This is a genomic window from Nostoc sp. DSM 114160 (assembly GCF_053470305.1).
In genome coordinates this window covers 1,444,257-1,464,150 of the sequence record NZ_JBPFGO010000002.1, presented here as the reverse complement: position 1 = coordinate 1,464,150, position 19,894 = coordinate 1,444,257, and the positions used below count along the sequence as shown (strand labels likewise).

17 protein-coding genes and 2 tRNA genes are annotated in these 19,894 nt (G+C 42.2%); 9 read left to right on the top strand and 10 right to left on the bottom strand.

All coding sequences use genetic code 11. The features are described from left to right. Positions 1-156: 156 nt before the first annotated feature. The 3 genes from NSTCB13_RS23485 to NSTCB13_RS23475 all read left to right on the top strand — a co-directional run bounded on the left by NSTCB13_RS23485 (position 157) and on the right by NSTCB13_RS23475 (position 1,508). Positions 157-777: a hypothetical protein gene (locus NSTCB13_RS23485; RefSeq protein ID WP_448273988.1), complete on the top strand. Its 621-nt coding sequence runs from the start codon at positions 157-159 to the stop codon at positions 775-777. A gap of 212 nt (positions 778-989) precedes the next feature. Then, a tRNA-Val gene (locus tag NSTCB13_RS23480) sits at positions 990-1,063 on the top strand. A gap of 127 nt (positions 1,064-1,190) precedes the next feature. Further along, on the top strand, positions 1,191-1,508 hold the full coding sequence (locus NSTCB13_RS23475; RefSeq protein ID WP_448273987.1) for a hypothetical protein: 318 nt from the start codon (positions 1,191-1,193) through the stop codon (positions 1,506-1,508). Here the strand turns inward: NSTCB13_RS23475 and NSTCB13_RS23470 are convergent. Beyond that, positions 1,505-3,799 (bottom strand): ATP-binding protein, encoded by a 2,295-nt coding sequence (locus NSTCB13_RS23470; RefSeq protein WP_448273986.1) that lies wholly within the window; start codon positions 3,797-3,799, stop codon positions 1,505-1,507. The two genes, NSTCB13_RS23475 and NSTCB13_RS23470, sit on opposite strands and share 4 nt — an antisense overlap. A gap of 363 nt (positions 3,800-4,162) precedes the next feature. Here NSTCB13_RS23470 and NSTCB13_RS23465 point away from each other — a divergent pair, with 363 nt between their 5' ends. Together NSTCB13_RS23465 and NSTCB13_RS23460 are read left to right on the top strand one after the other, a co-directional pair. Beyond that, entirely contained in the window at positions 4,163-4,453 is a 291-nt protein-coding gene (locus tag NSTCB13_RS23465; RefSeq protein ID WP_448273985.1) for a hypothetical protein, read from the top strand. Next, positions 4,407-5,354, top strand: a complete 948-nt coding sequence (locus tag NSTCB13_RS23460; protein WP_448273984.1) for a transporter substrate-binding domain-containing protein — start codon at positions 4,407-4,409, stop codon at positions 5,352-5,354. Before NSTCB13_RS23465 ends, NSTCB13_RS23460 begins: the two co-directional genes overlap by 47 nt. A 368-nt stretch (positions 5,355-5,722) precedes the next feature. Here the strand turns inward: NSTCB13_RS23460 and mazG are convergent, their stop codons facing one another. Together mazG and NSTCB13_RS23450 are read right to left on the bottom strand one after the other, a co-directional pair. Continuing rightward, on the bottom strand, positions 5,723-6,547 hold the full coding sequence (gene mazG, locus NSTCB13_RS23455; RefSeq protein WP_448273983.1) for a nucleoside triphosphate pyrophosphohydrolase: 825 nt from the start codon (positions 6,545-6,547) through the stop codon (positions 5,723-5,725). Positions 6,548-6,598: 51 nt separating this feature from the next. Next, positions 6,599-7,186 carry a metal-binding protein gene (locus NSTCB13_RS23450; protein ID WP_448267972.1) on the bottom strand — a complete coding sequence of 196 codons (588 nt, stop codon included), beginning with the start codon at positions 7,184-7,186 and terminating at the stop codon, positions 6,599-6,601. 144 nt (positions 7,187-7,330) lie between these two features. Here NSTCB13_RS23450 and NSTCB13_RS23445 point away from each other — a divergent pair. Beyond that, positions 7,331-7,403: transfer RNA gene (locus NSTCB13_RS23445), tRNA-Val, on the top strand. A 139-nt stretch (positions 7,404-7,542) separates the two neighbouring features. Here the strand turns inward: NSTCB13_RS23445 and NSTCB13_RS23440 are convergent. From NSTCB13_RS23440 to NSTCB13_RS23430, 3 genes are read right to left on the bottom strand one after another with little or no spacing between them, the layout of a single operon-like run. Beyond that, positions 7,543-8,931 (bottom strand): TniQ family protein, encoded by a 1,389-nt coding sequence (locus NSTCB13_RS23440; protein ID WP_448273982.1) that lies wholly within the window; start codon positions 8,929-8,931, stop codon positions 7,543-7,545. Further along, entirely contained in the window at positions 8,921-10,072 is a 1,152-nt protein-coding gene (locus NSTCB13_RS23435) for an ATP-binding protein (RefSeq protein WP_448273981.1), read from the bottom strand. Before NSTCB13_RS23435 ends, NSTCB13_RS23440 begins: the two co-directional genes overlap by 11 nt. 2 nt (positions 10,073-10,074) lie before the next feature. Continuing rightward, the gene (locus NSTCB13_RS23430) at positions 10,075-12,771 is read right to left on the bottom strand and encodes a TnsA endonuclease C-terminal domain-containing protein (RefSeq protein WP_448273980.1); all 2,697 of its coding nucleotides are present in this window, start codon (positions 12,769-12,771) and stop codon (positions 10,075-10,077) included. 173 nt (positions 12,772-12,944) lie between these two features. On the opposite strand from NSTCB13_RS23430, the gene NSTCB13_RS23425 reads away from it, so the two are divergent. The 3 genes from NSTCB13_RS23425 to NSTCB13_RS23415 all read left to right on the top strand — a co-directional run bounded on the left by NSTCB13_RS23425 (position 12,945) and on the right by NSTCB13_RS23415 (position 15,017). After that, complete coding sequence (locus NSTCB13_RS23425; protein ID WP_448273979.1) at positions 12,945-13,205, top strand: helix-turn-helix domain-containing protein; 261 nt, start codon at positions 12,945-12,947, stop codon at positions 13,203-13,205. Between the two features lie 50 nt (positions 13,206-13,255). Then, positions 13,256-14,245: a TniQ family protein gene (locus NSTCB13_RS23420; protein ID WP_448273978.1), complete on the top strand. Its 990-nt coding sequence runs from the start codon at positions 13,256-13,258 to the stop codon at positions 14,243-14,245. A 403-nt stretch (positions 14,246-14,648) separates the two neighbouring features. Continuing rightward, a complete protein-coding gene (locus NSTCB13_RS23415; protein WP_448273977.1) occupies positions 14,649-15,017 on the top strand; it encodes a hypothetical protein in 369 nt (122 codons plus the stop codon). Here the strand turns inward: NSTCB13_RS23415 and NSTCB13_RS23410 are convergent. The 4 genes from NSTCB13_RS23410 to NSTCB13_RS23395 all read right to left on the bottom strand — a co-directional run bounded on the left by NSTCB13_RS23410 (position 15,014) and on the right by NSTCB13_RS23395 (position 19,815). After that, entirely contained in the window at positions 15,014-15,295 is a 282-nt protein-coding gene (locus tag NSTCB13_RS23410) for a CHAT domain-containing protein (RefSeq protein ID WP_448273976.1), read from the bottom strand. The two genes, NSTCB13_RS23415 and NSTCB13_RS23410, sit on opposite strands and share 4 nt — an antisense overlap. Then, complete coding sequence (locus tag NSTCB13_RS23405) at positions 15,288-19,190, bottom strand: CHAT domain-containing protein (protein ID WP_448273975.1); 3,903 nt, start codon at positions 19,188-19,190, stop codon at positions 15,288-15,290. The genes NSTCB13_RS23410 and NSTCB13_RS23405 overlap by 8 nt, the downstream gene beginning before the upstream one ends. Before the next feature lie 185 nt (positions 19,191-19,375). Next, positions 19,376-19,618, bottom strand: coding sequence for a hypothetical protein (locus tag NSTCB13_RS23400; protein WP_448273974.1), 243 nt, complete (start codon positions 19,616-19,618; stop codon positions 19,376-19,378). Between the two features lie 20 nt (positions 19,619-19,638). Further along, positions 19,639-19,815, bottom strand: a complete 177-nt coding sequence (locus NSTCB13_RS23395; protein ID WP_448273973.1) for a hypothetical protein — start codon at positions 19,813-19,815, stop codon at positions 19,639-19,641. Positions 19,816-19,894: the final 79 nt, after the last annotated feature.

Below are 19,894 nucleotides of genomic sequence, written 5' to 3'. Positions count from 1 at the left end.
AAGTCTTAGTAGGCAGGAGGCTGGAGGTTTTATTAACGTGAGTTCGATGAACCTCTCCCACAGGGAAAGGGAAGAGCAATGATAAATTAGGGTTTTTGCGGATGAACGCTACAATCTATCAGAAAATCAAGAAGTAGTTAAATCTAGAGTGGCTTCATGACGGCTAATTTAACACCTAAAGCGACATTTGACTTTATTAACGTGCTATCCCAAGCTGCGGCTAAGTATAGAGAACCGAAAAGTATACGCCCTAGTACTGAAATATTAGTAAAGGCATTGCTACAAGCAGAAAAAACTGGCAAGCAACAAAAGTTGACTTATCCTTTTGAGTTTCTGCTCGGTAAATGGCAACTTTGCTTTGTCACTGGCACTAAGAAAAACAGAGGTAGCGGCAAAATTGTCTTAGGCAACGGTTTCTATGTACCCAAGTTCATGACAATTCATCTTTCCTTTAATGCCACTTTGGAACAAAATTCAGACAGAGGCGAAATTGCTAATCAGGTTGAGCTTAACCCAGTTTCACTGAAACTCACGGGGCCAGTGCAATATTTCGGGAAGAAAAATTTATTGGCCTTTGACTTTAACCAGATGATTATCAGTTTGTTTGGTCGTGTTATTTACAACAGAGCAATCCGTGGTGGTAAAGTTCAAACAGAAGATTTCTACAACCAACCTATAGCGAAACTACCGTTCTTTGGCTTCTTTTTAGTCACAGAAGATTTCATTGCAGCTCGCGGCCGTGGGGGAGGATTGGCATTTTGGATTCGAGAAACTTAAAGATGTTTGCAGAAAATTAGGCAGTCTTGCTGGAGGCAAAAGGAAAAAGGATTTGACTTATTTGTTTGATTAGTAGCAAGTGGTGCAACCTTTTTACAAATCAAACAAATACTTCACTCGATTACTTAGGGAGCGATCGAGTTCGCCTGATTTGGTCTTTTATCTTGCATTATTAGAGAAGTATATGCTACTATTGATAATTGTGTAGTTAAGGACGTATAGCTCAGTTGGTTAGAGCGCTACGTTGACATCGTAGAGGTCACTGGTTCGAATCCAGTTACGTCCATTATTGTTGTAAAGTAGACCTCTTGCAAAAATATATTTTTGCACTCTTAGGGAAAAGGGTAAGGGTAAAGGTTAAAGGGAAAGGATTTTGAGTTTCTTTAACCTTTTCCCTTTAACCGAGAAGTATTGTGTCTGCATCTACTTCTACTACAGATGCGATCGCAATTGTAGCTTTTGCGAACTCAATTGTAGCTTTTGCGAACTCAATTGTAGCTTTTGCGAACGCAATTGTAGATTTTGCGAACGCAATTGTAGCTTTTGCGAACGCAATTGTAGCTTTGGCGAACTCAATTGTAGCTTTTGCGAACGCAATTGTAGCTTTGGCGAACGCAATTGTAGATTTTGCGAACGCAATTGTAGCTTTTGCGAACGCAATTGTAGCTTTGGCGAACGCAATTGTAGCTTTGGCGAACGCAATTGTTACCAAAAGCTTAATTGTGCATTAAACTTGTTTGCTATTTTTGATCAGGTTCGCTACCACTTTCACCAACTCTTCTGGCTCAATTGGCTTGGATACATGAACTTGGAATCCGGCTTCCAGAGCTAGTCTGTGTTCTTCTTCTCTAGCAAATGCCGTTAGTGCTACAGCTAGAATCTTCTCCCCTTGCTCTGTTTCCTGCGCCCGCACTTTCCGAATCAGAGAATAACCATCCTCATTTGGCATTCCAATATCACTGACTAGCACATCTGGTTTTAATCGTTCTAGTGCTTCTAGAGCTTCACCTACTGAGCTAACTGCCGTCACCTGCCCTCCAGACTTTTCAAGAATAAAGGCAATTAACTCGCGTGTATCTGCATTGTCATCGACAACAAGTATTTGCAAGCCGTTGAGTATTAAGAGATTTTCGACATTTTCTTTACTTTCTTTAATTAACTGTTCTGGTTGCGGTTCTACCAGAGGCAACAACACTGTAAATTTTGCTCCCCTTCCTTCTCCTTCACTAACTGCGCAGACTGTGCCTGAGTGCATTTCTACTAAATGGTGTACAATTGCTAGCCCCAACCCCAAACCATTGTCCGATCTAGTAGTTGTGCTATCAGCTTGACGGAAACGCTCAAAGATATAAGGTAGAAAGTCAGGACTAATTCCTTTACCTGTGTCAGAGACAGTTATCTGGACATTTGAGTTTACCTGTTCCAAATGCACTTCAACTCGCCCTCCGTTAGGTGTGAACTTGACGGCATTAGAGAGCAAATTCCAGACAACTTGTTGTAGGCGTTCGGCATCACCCATAACTTGACCAACTGAAGAATCAAGATTAAATTCAACTTGAATATCCTTAATTTCAGATGTGGGATGTACAGCTTCAATTGCCGCCTGAATTATCGGTACAAGGTCAACTTTACGGATATTTAGGCGAATTTGTCCTTGTACAATGCGTGAGATATCCAGGATATCTTCAATCAGTTTTCTTTGAAGTTTAGCATTCCGCTCGATTGTCTCCAATGCCTTAGAGGTAGTTGCTTCATCCCATTTGCGAGTACGTATTAGTTGAACCCAACCCAGCATAGAATTGAGAGGTGTACGAAGTTCATGGGAAACGATCGCTAAAAACTCTTCCTTGATGCGGTTAGCTTCTTGGGCTTGCCGATAAAGCTGGGCATTATCAATGGCGAATGCTGCTCGTTGAGCAAGTTCTTCAGCCATTTTTAGGTCTACAGTGGTGTAATGGCGTTCTGGTTGTGCAGACGCAAATAGAATTGTCCCCAGTTTGCGTTCGCGTACTAATAGTGGTACTATCATCTGAGATTTAATTTCGAGTCGGCGCAGCAGACTAAAGTGTTCCTCGTTCGAGGACTTTTTCTGTAATGAAGACTCAAGAATATTTGTAATCAGTTCCGGCTGACCAGTCCGTAAAACTTTCGGTGGCCCGTAATCAGCATCAATAGAAATTGGATAGCGTTGTTGGAGTTCTCTTAGCAGTGGTTGCTTTCCTGGTTCAGATGCAACGATGACTGGGTTAGTAAAGATTGGCAAATTATCTTCGATGACATCCACAATACACCAATCGGCAAGAGTAGGCACTGCTAATTGCGCGACGCTCCTTAGGGTAGTGCGATAATCCAAGGAAGATGCCAATACACTACTTGCTTCAGCTAAAAAATTAGAGCGTTTTTCTGCGGCTTCGGCTGCAATTCGGGCAGCTTGCTCATTGGCAAATAACTGCTGGCGCTGCAACTCTAAATGCTTACGCTGGCTAATGTCACGCATTAGCCAGCGCAGAGCAACTGGCTCACCTTTTTCGTTACGAACGGTAACTACTGTCAAAGCAACATCAAAACAGATTTTTTCTCGTGGTTGTAAACACACCTCCCATTCTCCACCTCGGTCGAGCTGCCGCAACTGAGTTAGGTAATTAAAAAAAGCTTGATGATCTGACTGGGCAATGAAAGTAAGTAGCGGTTTGCCAATCAAAAATCGCTGTAAAAGATTGAGTTGCACGGTAGCAGCACGGTTAGCTTCCAGGATAATGCCGAATGTATCAGTTACCAAGTAACCATCAGGCGCAAAATCAAATAATTCTTGGTAGCGCTGACGTTCTTTCTCTACTACGATTCGTGTTGCTTGTAGTTCCTCGGAGGCAACTTTTAGTTCTTCCAAAGTGATTTGCAGTTCCTCAAAAGTTTCTGCTGTTAGCTCGTGCTGTGAATACGCCTCACTTGCAGTTTTTTGCACGAATCCCGTTACCCATGAGCGTAATGTCTCTATTTGTTGACTGAAATCGTCTACATCCATATTGCTCACTTTGCCAAGACTAAGAAACGCACACTAGAGAAAACATTAGGCTAAATATAAACCCAAATGTACGCTAAAAGCCGATCTCAAAACTATTGCTCAAAAGATAGAGGTTTGTTTTGCGCGAGTTCTACAAAGTGAATTACACACAATAAGGTTAAAGGGGAAAGGGGAAAGGTTAAAGGGGAAAGGGGAAAGGTTAAAGGGGAAAGGGGAAAGGGAAGAAATATCTATTTCCCCCGCCCTTTATCTCCAGTCACCGTAAATTTGAAAAAAATCGGTTTTATGGAGATGATGAACGCGATCTTTGGTATAGGGTGGGCATGATAAATAGATTATGCACACAACCCTGAGAGAATTCAGATGATAAATGCGATCGCTAGTAGATTTCGCCAATTTATGGCTCGGAAAAACACCCTAATTGGCAGATATAACCCGAAAAACAAAACCAAACGTTCCTTAGCACTGTATACCTGCATAGGATTAATCGGCGGAATTCTGGCATTGTTGTTAATGGCGTCCCCAGGAGTAGCCCAAAAACCACAACTCCAACAACCGTTATTAGTAGCGACACGAGTTATACCGCCCTTTGTGCTATCAAACAAAGGTGAGCTATCAGGATTCAGTATCGACCCTCTGGCGCAAAATCGCTAACCAAATAGGTGTAGAGTCTAAATTTATAGAATATTCCACAGTGCCGCAAGTGCTTTCGGCTATTAAGGAAAGCAAAGCCAACTTGGGAATTTCAGCCATCTCAATTACAGCCGAACGCGAGCAGAATTTTGATTTTTCATTACCTATTTTTGCTGGGGGGCTGCAAATTATGGTGAGAAACCCAGAGCAAAACAACAGTGCCTTCCCAAATATTTTGCAATTGTTTTTCTCCGGTAGCCTTTTGCAAGTAATAGGCGTTGCCCTAGTGTTAATTATCGTAGCAGCCCACATTATTTGGTTATCTGAGCGTCATCACAAAGATGGAATGATTCCCAAATCATACTTTCCTGGCATTTTCAAAGCCTGTTGGTGGTCGGCTGCCACCTTAGCAACCCAAGCTGACGAAATGCCCAAGGGAGTACTGGGACGCTTAGTAGGTATTGTTTGGATGTTCATCGGAGTACTTTTTGCCGCCTACTTTACAGCCAGCGCGACTACCTCCTTGACAGTGCAACAGCTTCAGGGCGATATCAGGAGTATAGATGATTTACCCGGCAAGGTAGTAGCCACAACTGCGGGTAGCACAGCCGCCACATACCTGCGAGAACATAAGATTTCAGTTTTAGAAGTTACCAAAATCGAGCAAGCTTACAATGCTCTGCAAACAAAAAAAGCTGATGCCGTAGTGTTTGATGCACCTGTACTCCTGTTCTATGCTGCCAATGAAGGCAAAGGGAAAGTAGAGATTGTAGGCAGTATCTTGCGTGAAGAAAGCTATGGCATCATTCTGCCCAATAACAGTCCCTACCGCAAACCAATTAATCAGGCTTTGCTAAGTCTCAAAGAAAATGGCACTTATCAATCGCTATATGATAAGTGGTTTGACGTTGAAAAATCTTGAAGAAGGAGTGGGGAGCAGCACTTCGGCTACGCTCAGTGACCGAGGAGCAGGGGAGCAGGGGACAAGGGGGACAAGGGGGACAAGGGGGACAAGGGGGACAAGGGGACAAGGGGGACAAGGGGGACAAGGGGGACAAGGGGGACAAGGGGGACAAGGGGACAAGGGGGACAAGGGGGACAAGGGGGACAAGGGGGACAAGGGGGACAAGGGGGACAAGGGGACAAGGGGGACAAGGGGGACAAGGGGACAAGGGGGACAAGGGGACAAGGGGGAATTATTGAATAAGTCTCTCCCAAGTCTCCCCCCTCTACCTTGTCTACCTTGTCTACCTTGTCTCTTCCCATGCCCAATTTCCAATGCCCCATTCCCTACTCTCCATTCCCTTCTTTCGCCAGTTGAGCTTTTGCCTGTTGCCACAAGTTTTCTAACTCATGCAAACTGTAATCAGAAAGAGGACGGTCAACAACCGCCTCCATTTTTTCTAATCGCTGGACAAAGCGCTGATTTGTGCCTTGTAAAGCGGTGCTAGGGTCAAGATTATGCCAACGCGCTAACTGAATCACGGCAAATAGTAAATCGCCTAATTCTGCTTCTTGCCGTTCCGGTGTTTCCTCAGCTAAAGCTTGCTCGAACTCTCCCAACTCCTCATGAAACTTATCCCAAACACCCTGAATATTTTCCCATTCAAACCCGATCGCCGCAGCCTTTTGAGAAATTTTCATCGCCGCCGTCAGTGGGGGAAGGGTACGTCCATAACGAGCGAGTTTAGCACTAAATTTTTGCGCGTCTGGAGATACTTCGCCCTTTTCCTCCGCTTTGATTTGTTCCCAATTTTGCCGCACCTCATCCACACTGGCCACCGACACATCACCAAACACATGAGGATGACGGCGAATCAACTTTTGGGAAATCCCCTGAGTAATTTCTTTGAGAGAAAATTGCCCCGATTCGCTAGCGATTTGGGCTTGCAATACCACCTGTAATAATAAATCGCCTAACTCCTCTGCGATCGCACCTTTATCCCCATTCTTAATTGCATCCACCACCTCATAAGCTTCCTCAATCACAAAGGGCGTCAAAGTTTCCGCAGTTTGCGCCAAATCCCAAGGACAACCACCATCAGGCGATCGCAACTTCGCCACCACCTCAATTAATTCTTGCAACGCCGCCAAACTCTCATTTTCCTTTTCCATACCTCTGCGTACCTCTGCGCTTCCCTTAGCGTCCCTTTGCGTTTAAAAAAATTATTTCTTCACTCTCGCCCGACGACCGCCACTCCTCACTTTCCGCCTCTTAATTTTGCCACTAGGAAGCAACCCCCGAACCCCCTGCTTTTTAAACCGTTTATAAGCTGATCCCCCCCAATCGCTAAGAGAATGACTCATTGCACCAAGTTCTAAACCCAAAAACAAGGCGATATATTCAGTATCGTATTGCACGAGCGATCGCCCCACAGTTTGTCCCAAATCCTGCCAACTAAAACTTAGATTCCACAACCTTTGAGCGATCGCCAAAACGAAAATTGCCAAAATAGCAAGTAAACACCCCAGATAAAGTATCCGCAAAATCGTGCCAATAATCGGCCCGTGGGATAAAAAAGAACGATGCCGCAGACTTTTTTGATAAGGTAGCCAAATCCAGCGCAAGAAACCCCAGCGTTGGAATTGCACAGAGTAAATATCCAAATCGGGGCCAAACATCAGCCCACCAAAGAGAAACCCGCCTGCAACCAACAAAGTCGCATTGCTACTGCGAGTCTGCCAGAAAGTAACACCCGCCACCAACGGCAGAGCATACATAGTAATGCGATCGTGCGTCCGACCAGAGGGCATCCTAAATCCTGTTAGCGATAGCGGGGGCGTTGAGCCAGTGTTGAGTAACTGAATACTGAGTCAGTATAAGACAAAAAAAGATTTTCTTGAAACTACTAGCGCAATGCGAAATGTTTTGCTATATTGGTTAAGGATTAGTAAAACGGGCGGTTAGCTCAGTTGGTAGAGCGCCTGCCTTACAAGCAGGATGTCATCAGTTCGAGTCTGGTACTGCCCATTCAGTAAATTAAGGCTAGAAACAGCTTAGTGTGACTTTACCCATAACTTTGCCGCAACGGCAAGCTTATGCTTCCAATAAAGGGTGGCAAGGTTATGGTTCCAGTTATATAAGCTGTCATAGTTTTACATATAACAGCTTACAAACCAAACTCACGTCGTGCATCATTAAAAGCAGCGCGGACTTGTTTATATCTAAAACACCCTGGATTTGGCATTAATTCACAAACGCGACCTTCTGTGGGATACACACCCTGAGCATTAAGGCTAAGGACAATCTCTCTAACTTCGCTGCAAAGTTTTTCTATGCTTTTGAGACGGCAAGCTTTATTGTAATTACGACATTTAGCAGAAATAGCACTACACAAATCTGGAAAGTGTCTAGAAATAGTTCTATTGTGATGACCTAAACGCTTTGCAACTTCTTCCATTGTTGGTGGTGGTTCTTCATTACCTGCAAGTATTGCTAATAAAGCATCTCTTACCTTATGCTGGTCGAAAACTTTTGGAGATACCCTTAGTGTGCGAGGAAGCTGGAGGTACTTCTGCGAGATTTTTGTAAAAGATTTAGTAATCAGATTTTCTGGAGTAAGAAATTCTACCAAAGATATTTCTAATTCGTAACAAATCTTCAGAAGGATATTTAGTTCTGGCAAGGTGTTAGTAGACTGCCACATCCACAAACTGTTTTTTGGCACTCCAATAATACGAGAAAATGCAGCCGCATTATTTTGTGCAACTTTATCAATAACTAAATTTAACGATTTTGTAATGTTTTCTTTTGATGGGGCAGATTCAAAGCATTGAGCAGATGAAATTAGCTCTCCTACAACATTAGCAGCCCAAGACTGACACTCCAACTGTAATTTTATTGATGCTTCACCATCTGTAAATGTATTAAGGCATTGATTTGCGCCTAACCACTCTCCACACTTTGAGCAGTAACCAGGTCTTGAGTGCCAGTTTAATAAAGGTGATTTATGATTGCAGTGAGGGCAAAGATCAACCAAGGGTTTTTGATGCTGAGGGCAAATTGTAATTAGGTTGATTGTCCAAAGCAATTGCTCATAAACTACCTGCCCATTTTGATGCCGCTCTTGATAACAAATTGGACACCAAGCTTTGTTGGTGCGAAATAAATTGCGTGGAGTCAAAATGTTAGACCAAAACAGCATGGTTAAAAAACGCAAGTCATCTCTAAGCGTCAATTTTTGTAACACTTGAACTAAATCTGCTGCCATCTCTCCCATGCCATTTAACGCTTGACTACGATTGAATATTTCACGAAAACCTCGATTAGCTCCATTTTGGAAATATAGTTTATTGACAAGCGGAGCAATTTCTCTAGTCATCAAGACCCCTGGAAGAACTCCATGCAACTCTGCTATCCGTGCAATATAACCTGTTAAACTCTCTATGTAAGGAGTCCCAAGACCTACAGGTTGAGGTTGATAGAGGCGACTACGTGGTGGAATTAATGGCTTTTTAAAATCCCAAGATTCGTATGTTTCTAATACACTAGATAACATCTTGCTGCACTCCGATGGGATCTCTTTTAGGTTTGCGTTTGCCAACCTTTCCTGGCGGACGAGTAGTTTTTGGGGTTTCTTCGGGTAGCACAATTGGTTTTGCGCCAAGTCCTAATGTAGAGCGTAAGTTTTGCACATCTGCTTCTGTTTCAGATAATTGTCGTTCACCCTCTTGAATTTCCTTGAACATTTTCTGACACTGAGCAACCGACAAAGCACGTTTTTGTAAATTTTTGAGAGTGATTGTTGTTGCTTGTCGATCCAAAGCATCATTAAGAACGCGTATCAGCCAATCTTTCAGTGTGCCAACACATCCTAAAGTACGTTCGTAAAAATATTCCCAATGATCAACTAAATTTGGAGTTTCTGCTAGTGGTATATGCTGTTGAAAAGTTAACAACACACTCTTAAAAGCCTGTACATCTTCTGGACTATCAGCACAATAACGGCGGAAATGAATATCAACACTACGACGTGAGAGTTGACCGCTCAAATTACGGAATGTAAGTAGTTCGTATGTTCCTAATAGACAGTGCAAGATGCCTGTCATATTTGCTAAAGATTTGAGACAGTCTAATTGATCTTGTAGCTTGTATCCGCTTGCCACCTTACCAAAATGTTGTGCTTCATCTACAAAAAATACGTCTGGATGACGATGGATGAGAGCATTTTCTAAAGCTCTACGTAGAGCAGGCGCAACTACTTTAGACTCAACATTAATTTTGCCAAAATCATTGCGAGAGATACCACGCACACCATAATCAAACTTGTGATCGATTAATGGTTCTTCCAAGGTAATTAAGGCGCGTGTGTAGTATTCTTTCCAGTTGAAGTATCTCGATTCTGGGGCTAGAGCTTCAATACCAACAACAGGAACACGAGCGCGATCGCTTTCCAGTTTAGGTAATGCTAGTTCCTTTAATTTTTGCTCAACTCTTTGCCACAAAGTTGTTTTACCGATACCGCTAGGGCCATAGACAAAGATAAATGATGCTCCTGCGGGTTCGGCAATTGTTCGCATGAGAATTTCATAGACTTCTTTAAGTCGAGGATGCGCTACAGTGTATTGCTTAAAGTAGGCAAGCCTTTCTGTAGTAGGTCGTGTGAGGAGTTCAAGAGGAAATCCATTAAGTCTTGTCATAATTAAAACTCCTCATAAACTACAAGTATTTCTGGGACGATCGCTTCATCTTCATCCGCTTGAGAATCGGTATTGCCAAAAGTAACTTGAATAAGTTTTGGTTGTTCGTTACGGCTTGTTGCCGCTTTTGTGCCCTCAATTACTCTGAAGACTTCCTTAACTTCTGCATCATAGGAACGCTGTTCTAATAGAGCTTCTTGAGCTTCTACCGACGCTAAAAATTCTGCTAAATTCTTAGCCGAAACTTTAGATTGTTGTGTATGATTTGAAGAGCGTTTGCGTAACTCGATACTAGCTAACTTCAGTTCTTTTTCTGAACGGCCTTGGAGTTCTGCATAATATTGAGAGACACACTGTACCCACTGTCCTCGAACAAAGGCGTAAGCGATACCAATATTAAACGGGTCATATCTTATCTGAACAGAGGTATTTTCAATTTGGGGATCGCGGAAACTATTAGACCAGTAGTAGATTGAGTTAATTTTTACACCACGTCCAACTTGAACTTTTGCTTTTCCCTCTGAGGTTGTAGGTAGGGTAAGAATCTGAAAGTTTTCATCGTAAGAAATCATGCGGTGAACCCGACTGCCTCCAATCGCCATACCCGCAGCAAACGCATCCCTTGGACTTTGGAAAAGTGCCGGATGTTCGTCTGTATCGTAAACTTCGTAACCCCAAGCACAAAGATATTCATAAAGTAAACCAAGTGTCCATACAGCTAGATTTTTAGGGTTAACTGACTTGGTGACTTGGCGGACATTACGAGTTATTTGTGTATTACCAAGTAAGTTATGGACAAATTGAGTATTGGAAGTTCCAAATAGACGTTCGCAAACCGAACCAAAACGAGCTTTGGCTGGGGGTCTTTGCTTTTTTGTACATTCAAAAGTAGCTAGTAGCGTTTCAAAATAAACGCTGTGAAACTCTGTACCGTTATCTACCACTACAATTTGGGGAAGCCTGCCGTGACGCTTGACACAAATTCTTAGCACCATTAAGCAAGAACGATATGAGGGTGAGTCAAACGTTAGGTAAACTGCCAGCAATCGCCGTGAATAAGCATCTACGAGAAATGTTGCCCAAGGTCTGCCAAGATTGCGACCTGTATCAGAGCAAACTAGCTCTACATCTAACTCAGTATGATCTATATGCCCAATTTCAAAAGGGCGATCGCCGTGTCTTGGGGTAGTTATAGCAAGCTCCCAATAGAAGGATTCATGCTGATAAGCGGCACGACGACCTTGGCGTTTTTTAGTCTGTTCGTAACCAGTCCGGCGTTGTACTTCTTTGGTAAATGCTTTATAGCTCGGAGCAATTACATCAGCTTGTTCGCAAGCTCGAACTAAAGCCGCGTGAACCTCCCACATTCTTTTTTGTTTAAGAGTTTCATAGTCTTCTAAAATAAACTTCTCCGTAATTGCTAAGGTGTCTTCGGGCAGCTTGCGCTGACGATTACCTTTGACACTGCGATGGGACAAAAGCCCAATGTAGCCGCAACCGTATTTTTGAATTGCAGTTAGATATTTAGCTTTCCAGTGACGAATGGTACGGGCTGGTATTGTTTCGTTTTCTGGGGGATGGCCGTTTAAGTAAGGTTCGATAGTTCTGTAGCGTTCAAGAGCTTCTGCTTGGTCTTCAGGACTAGCTTGATAAAATCGCTGCCAAGATTCTGTGCTAATAGCTGTTTTTTCTGGTGTTTGGAGACTTGTGATTTTTCCTTGGCGAACCAGATTCTCAAATATAGCTTTTTTGAGTTCAATTAACTGATTATTTTCTGCGCCAAGTATAACCTCTGTTTCCCCAACATGGATGATATTTAAACCTTTGCCGTCCCAACTAACAGTTGCTCCAGTAACAATATTGACTACAGGAGAGATAGCCGGAAGACTTACACTTGGCTGTTCAACCATTAATCTATAAGCACCAGCAGTTTGTTCGTCACGGAAGATTAGACATCTTTCTGGTTCAGCAAGTGCTGTAGCATTTAAATCAAAATAGATTCGCTCTTGAACAATTAAGGTGTATATATCGTCAGATTTAGCTCCTGTTGACTGATTGAGTAATTCTGCTAAAGTGATTCCTGGTTGAGATGATACAACTGCCAGTAATGATTGAGCGATCGCTTCTTCCACTACTAGAGATTCTGAGCGATAATAATCTTCTAAAAATTGCAGATTACGTTGCAGAACCCAATTGATTTCCCGATCTGAGTGAATGCGGTAATAAAGCCCAAACTGGTTAGCATAGTCTTCTCCTGGCGGACAATGCCATTGATTATCTTCTTGAGAGTAAAAGTAACGATTGGGGTTTTTCTCTGCTAGTTTTTTCAAATCCTGCTCAGTTTTACACTCTTCCCAACCAGCCAGATTGGTTCGGATGACAAAGAAATCTGGGGTGTGTAAAACGCCTAATCTACGTCCGTTACTTGCTTGATAGTCAAGTTTAATTTGTGGTGGTTGATCGTAGAATTCTAGAACATCTTCATCGTGTTCTAGCTGATAGATAATTGGCAGTTCAACCCGATGAGACTCAAATTGAATCGTGACTCCCATCTTGCGACTAGGGTAGCGTCCCGAAACATTCTTACTACCGCCACCAACGCGACGGGATGGCTCAGATGAGCGAACTTTCTCAATAATTTTTTGCCCTGCCTCGGATATTTGAAGGCGAGCAACCCATTGTTCAAATTGCTCTTTCATATACTCCTTAGTAAGCGCTTTGCGCTTTATTTTATGAATCTATCAAAATAAGACCATAAAGTTAGGAACTTGCTTGCCTGATGCTATACTACTTAACTTTATAACACTTATATTGTGCAAAAGTCCACTGATAGTAGATGGATTTAATAGTGATACTGGTTCAGTATTGTTTTGTGACGCAGAAACCCTCCAGTATTGAGTACCGCTTTGGCAAAGCGATTAGGCGGCGAAGGCGAGAGCTAGATTTATCCCAAGAAGAACTGGCTGAAAAGTCAGGGCTTCATCGCAACTACATCTCAGGAATCGAAACCGGAGAGCGTAACCCTTCGTTAAAAAATATTGTTAAGTTAGCGGCAGCTTTGGAGATATCTGTCTCCGATCTCTTTGTTAATTACGGTGTTGAGGTTAAGAGTGAATCGGAAACTAACTCCTGAAATTTGGCTGTTAAAACTAAAATACTAGCCTTTAGGTTAATCCCAGAGGGATGATTATTTACTCAGAAAATTGGAGCCTAAAACCTCCAGAAATTCCGCAACGAAGTCGGTTATTTTCTCTTGAACCTGTGGCAGTGGGAACTCCCTATGCAGAAAGTTTTAGTAGCTATCTCCATCGTTTAGCGCAGGCGCATTGTTTAACCTCTCAGAAGCTCGTTATGGGAGAAATTGCGCCACTTATTCTCAAAGATGAGGATAAATCTGAGCTATTGTCAAAAAATCTGAGTCACCTATTGGGAAATAGCGACGCTAAACCGGCTATTAACGGAATGCGAGAAATGACAGGAAAGTTAGTCACTGTCTTAGAAGAGTTAACAATGCGTCAGAATTTGCGCTTTTTGACCCTTTTAAGCTGGAAAGGAATGATTTATGATAATGGATTATTTCGGAACTATCGCGCTTGGTGTCCTTGTTGTTGGGAAGAGTGGATGCAGGAGAACAAAACTATCTATGAACCATTATCATGGTCATTTAAGGATGTAGAACTTTGTTTGATTCACAAACAGCGATTAATAGAAGAATGTCCTCATTGTGGTGCCCGTTTACCTGTAATGGCTAGGTTTTCACCTGCGGGATTTTGTTCTCGTTGTTACAGGTGGTTAGGGCAGGAAATTAAAGGCGAAGAGGAAATAGAGAAATATCAAATTAATATTCAAGGAATTAGCGAATTAATTGCACTTACTCCCCAATTAGGATATGAACCCATCCCGATCGAGTTAACCCGAAAATTACAATTGATTTTGTTAGTGTTTGAACAAGCAATTGGAAAGGATGTGAAGTTATTGGGAGATTTAGGAGGAATCATGGAATCGTTGAGGATAGCCTCAACAACAAATCAAAGTCAACCTTATCATTTGGTGAAGTTGATTATTCCTGTATGCGAAAAGGCGAAGATTAGTGTATCCCAGTTGTTTGGGTCAGATTTTAAGGAATTGGGCAAGATATTGTTCAGTAATTTTAGTCTGGAATTAAAGTTGTAGAAGTTTAGTATAGATAAAGATTTATGCTTAAAGGAGTTAAATCAGTATGGAAGTGCGATCGCCACGAACTCAAGATTTTAGCAAAGTGTCCAAACTGTCAAGCACCTTTCAAAATACCTGCGCTGTGGGAGGATGAGTGCTGTCATAGATGTAGGACTCTGTTCGCGGAAATGGCAAAGCAACAGAAAGGCTAGTGACTGCACCAGAAAAATGTGTTAATTAACCAAGTATCTAGGTGAATTTTTCTGGTTGTTGAAAATGGGCGTAGGCGTAGCCCGTCGTAGACATCGCACTCCAAAATTACTTCTACTATTGATATCGTGTCAGCACCACATCTCTGGATTCGGCGTTAGATGTATAATTACTCAAGATTTTTGTGTATTTATTTACTGGTTAAAACTAGATGATTACTGTTACACCAGAGGAAATTAGTCAGTTTCGCCGTGAATTGGCAGATAATCCCCAGGCTTTAGTAGCTTTGGATACTATCGAAGAGTGTGAAGGTTATTTAGACGATGCCGTTCCACTGCTGGTTATGCGGGAAACTGCACAGGAAGCAGATAGAGGATTAAATGATTGGTTGGAAAAATCTCGCCAATTTGTCTGTCAGGAAGAAGTTAGAGAAGCCTTGGAATCTGGATTGCTTGCTCCAGCGATAGAAGCGATCGCTATTGGTATTTCCATTCCTCCTGGTATAGCAACTGCACTCAGTATTTGCGTGTTTAAACTGGGTGCGAAAAAGTTTTGTAAAGTCCCCGAATCTGGTGCTTAAAGTCCAGAAGCTGTAAATCCAGCCCAGTAGTAGGGATTTGCAAAAGGTAGGGGTTGACGTTGCTTGATTAGTTTCAAAGATTCTTGAAATATGATGCGTTGTCCTACTCTTAGTTGAGCAAGGACTTTTTCAATCTGGGTTTTGTGTTCCTCCACAAATATGTCTAATCCCTCAATAGTCAGATTTCGCAGCCAGTTTTGAGCTTGCTTAAGGGCTATAGCAATATCTCCTGCTTCCAATCGACCGAGTTTGAATAAGTTTTCGTAGAATTTAATCATTAAAAAGCTGGTGGAAAGGGTCATCTACTTTCCATAGGGAACTAACAACACTGGGACTACCTGCTAACAGAAAACCGCTAGGTAAACCAATATATTCATCGCTGGTATTTTGAGCATCAATTAATCCAGTTTCGCACGCGGAAAGGGTGACGAGACGACATTGTTCTAAGTTGAGAGCGAAGATTTTATCTAAAGTCAGGTATTTTTCTAAATCGTGGGTTTCCCCTACTCGCAAATTTAGGTAACGTTCGGAGTTGGGTTTTGTTGGTGTGTCTGTGATCGGTGCATTCGCCAAAATTAGGGCTGATTTACCGGGATTTGTGAAGTTAAAATACCCGTGACAGCTAAAGTGGGTGCAGTGGTAAGTATTTAAGTCAGAATCATTAATTGCTGTGAGTGTGGCTGCTGTTTTTTTCAAAACGTTGGAAGTATTAAAGTAGCTTTGAATAACTTGTACTTCTAAATCGGTGTAATTCAGGTCTTCTGTAGGGTTTTGAATCGCAAACAGAGATTGAAAATCAGGACGTTTGCGCTGTTGTACCTGTTGCAGTAGTTGACAACTGGGTGCATAGCTCACACCACCAGCAAATAAATCTAGAAGATAAGACGAATTTTCATAATTTTGATTTACTGGAATTGCATGAAGGGGGAATAAGTGCAGGAATAGATGGGGAATTAGGATGAGTTGATCGCAGTGCTTTGGTATCTGGGTTAGTATTTCATCAATATGCAGAATCGAAGCTAATTCTTTGAGTGCTTTCCCTAAGTTATTCTGCCATTGGTCTTTTTGATCATAGTAATTCTGCAAATATTGATTTACCCAATCATACAAAGCTTTTTGGTCTTCTGGTTGGGATTGGTAAACTGTTACCTCTCCTTTTTTTGTAACAATAAGCGCCAGAATTTTATCGTTGAGAATATACCACTCGATAATGGCTGTATGCTCATCCAAAGAACCTTGAAAGGAGTCAAATTTGAAACCAGAACCGACAGATAAGTAGCGGTTTTGCAATTCATTACGCTGGTTTCGCAACTGTTGGAGATGTTGTGCAAGGACTTTGGGATTTTCAGCTTTGCCATTTTGGATTTGATATTGTCCTACGGCTATTTCATCCCTGTATTTTTCTAATTGAGTGAATACTTCTGGAGGAAAGATGGTTTTAGAGTCGCGTTCGAGGATTTGTTCAACTAAATTGCGAGTTTTACTACGCTCAACATATTCAATCGCTTCGGTAATTTTATTTAATTGGCAGCAAACTTCTACCATACGGCTATAAACTTGGTTAAAGTGTTCCGCTTGTTTGCGCTTGCTTTCTTCACCAGATACTATTTCTTCCCGTAAAGATTCTATAGTGGCAATGATAGGCTCAAAAGTATTGTACGCTAAGGCAAACTGGTTTGCGTTTTGGTAAACAATTCCCAGGTTGAATAAAGTCTCTGCCCAATCAATAGGCAAAGCTTCAGGAGTTCTGACAGTTAAAGCAGCAGTAAAAGCAGCAATCGCATTTTCGATGTTATCTGCGCTGTCTCTTTTTATTCTATAGCTGTAGGCAAGTCCGAGATTATTTTGCATCATTGCCCATTCAATAGGCAAAGCTTCTCTGGTATAGACAGTTAAAGCAGCAGTTATAGCCGCGATCGCATTTTCGATGTTATCTGCCCTGTCTCCTTTTATTCTATCCCTGTAGGCATTTGCGAGATTATTTTGCGTTGCTGCCCAATCAATAGGCAAAGCTTCAGGAGTTCTGACAGTTAAAGCAGCAGTTAAAGCCGCGATCGCATTTTCGATGTTATCTGCCCTGTCTCCTTTTATTTTATTCCTGTAGGCATTTGCGAGATTATTTTGCGTTGCTGCCCAATCAATAGGCAAAGCTTCTCTGGTGTAGACAGTTAAAGCAGCAGTTAAAGCCGCGATCGCATTTTCGATGTTATCTGCCTTGTCTCCTTTGATTCTATCGCTGTAGGCATTTGCGAGATTATTTTGCGTTGCTGCCCAATCAATAGGCAAAGCTTCTCTGGTGTAGACAGTTAAAGCAGCAGTTAAAGCCGCGATCGCATTTTCGATGTTATCTGCCCTGTCTCCTTTTATTCTATTCCTGTAGGCATTTGCGAGATTATTTTGCGTTGCTGCCCAATCAATAGGCAAAGCTTCTCTGGTGTAGACAGTTAAAGCAGCAGTTAAAGCCGCGATCGCATTTTCGATGTTATCTGCCTTGTCTCCTTTGATTCTATCGCTGTAGGCATTTGCGAGATTATTTTGCGTTGCTGCCCAATCAATAGGCAAAGCTTCAGGAGTTCTGACAGTTAAAGCAGAACTATAAGCCGCGATCGCATTTTCGATGTTATCTACCCTGTCTCCTTTTATTCTAGAATAGTAGGCATTTGCGAGATTATTTTGCGTTGCTGCCCAATCAATAGGCAAAGCTTCAGGAGTTCTGACAGTTAAAGCAGAACTATAAGCCGCGATCGCATTTTCGATGTTATCTGCCTTGTCTCCTTTGATTCTATCGCTGTAGGCAAGTCCGAGATTATTTTGCGTTGCTGCCCAATTTTGAGGCAAAGCTTCTCTGGTATAGACAGTTAAAGCAGCATTTAAAGCCGCGATCGCATTTTCGATGTTATCTGCCCTGTCTCCTTTGATTCTATTGCTGTAGGCAAGTCCGAGATTATTTTGCGTTGCTGCCCAATTTTGAGGCAAAGCTTCTCTGGTATAGACACTTAAAGCAGCAGTAGAAGCAGTAATGGCATTTTCGATGTTATCTGCTCTGTCTCCTTTGATTCTATCACTGTAGGCAAGGGCGAGATTATTTTGCGTCATTGCCCAATCAATAGGCAAAGCTTCAGGAGTTCTGACAGTTAAAGCAGCAGTTAAAGCCGCGATCGCATTTTCGATGTTATCTGCCCTGTCTCCTTTTATTCTCTCCCTGTAGGCAAGGGCGAGATTATTTTGCGTTGCTGCCCAATTTTGAGGCAAAGCTTCTCTGGTTCTGACAGTTAAAGCAGCAGTATAAGCAGTAATGGCATTTTCGATGTTATCTGCTCTGTCTCCTTTGATTCTATTGCTGTAGGCAAGGGCGAGATTATTTTGCGTTGCTGCCCAATTTTGAGGCAAAGCTTCTCTGGTGTAGACAGTTAAAGCAGCAGTATAAGCAGTGATGGCATTTTCGATGTTATCTGCTCTGTCTCCTTTGATTCTGTTGCTGTAGGCAAGGGCGAGATTATTTTGCGTTGCTGCCCAATTTTGAGGCAAAGCTTCTCTGGTGTAGAGTATTAACGCGACTTCATAGCCAGTAATGGCAATTTCCATATTGCTGGCTTTGCCACCCAAAGGGAATTGCGCTATTAGATTGCTCAATACAAAAATAACTGCTGCTAAATCTTCCGCTTCATCTGCTGTCACTTCCCCAAGCCTATTTGTCCCCCAACGGCGCAATATTTCTGCTAACACTCCGTCGAGTTTGTCTGTATTCTTTGCCAGCAAGGAGTAAACTACCTGTGCGTTACCTCTACTATCTGCTATTACTTTCAGCACTTGCTTTAAGAAATCTAAGTATTCTTGTTCTGTGGCAGTCGATGATAATTTACTAGAAACCCCAAGTTGCTGTCCTGCTATATTCATTAAACGATTAGCTTGGTCTAATTCGCCCTGCCTTAGTAGATTACTTGCCATTTCCAGCATCTTTTCTACTAAGCCAGCATCAATTAAATCTTGGTTTGCAGCCAAAATTTCTTGTACTTCATCGTCACTACGGCAATTCAACAGGTTTTGAATAAGGTTGAAATAGGCTTGTTGACGCTGTTCGTTCATGGATAAGGGCGTGAGAGTCGCACATATTTTATTATCAAAGAAATTCAACACCAGCGCCCTAGATTCCACAAACGGATAGATTTTCATCACAAGTGATGTATGTCGCCAATGAAAGAACCTCGTGGATAAGCGTTTTTTACTTGTGAACAGACAATATAGTGATTTTGCGATCACCCACTACCAGTTTCAGGTAAAAAGAGGATGGATGCGATGCCTGGGTTAGGCTACGCCAACGCATTTATAGATTTGGTGATGCCTGCGGCGGGCTACGCCTACGCGTTTGTTATTTTGGCGTAAGCATTTATTGATTTGGCAATCGCAATTGCTATTTCGGCGACTGCATTTGTTATTTTTGTGTTCGCAACTGTGATTTCAGCGATCGCATTTATTGATTTTGTGATTGCAATTGTGATGTCGGCGATTAAGGATATGGCGGAGCAAGTTTCCGTCTGCGTGAGAATTTCAGGTAACAGGAAGATGCGTTGGCATAGCCCGCCGCAGGCATCGCTACTCACTTTACAGTATTCAAGTCTTGTTACTCTAACACCACATTGAAAATTAGTGTAAAACTTACGCTAGGGATGAGTCGACATAAAACTTGTAGATGAGCTTCTGCATCACTGCGGCGACGAAAACGAGCTACAATCTGGTTTTGCATATTAGGTTTAAGTCGAACTATACACCAAGGACTGAGCTTTTCAAGGTAAGTCATTGAATTCTCCTGGTAAAATCTGTAATTTCCAAGACAAAAGCCAGCCTACTGTGACGGTGGCTGGCAAGAAATATCAAAT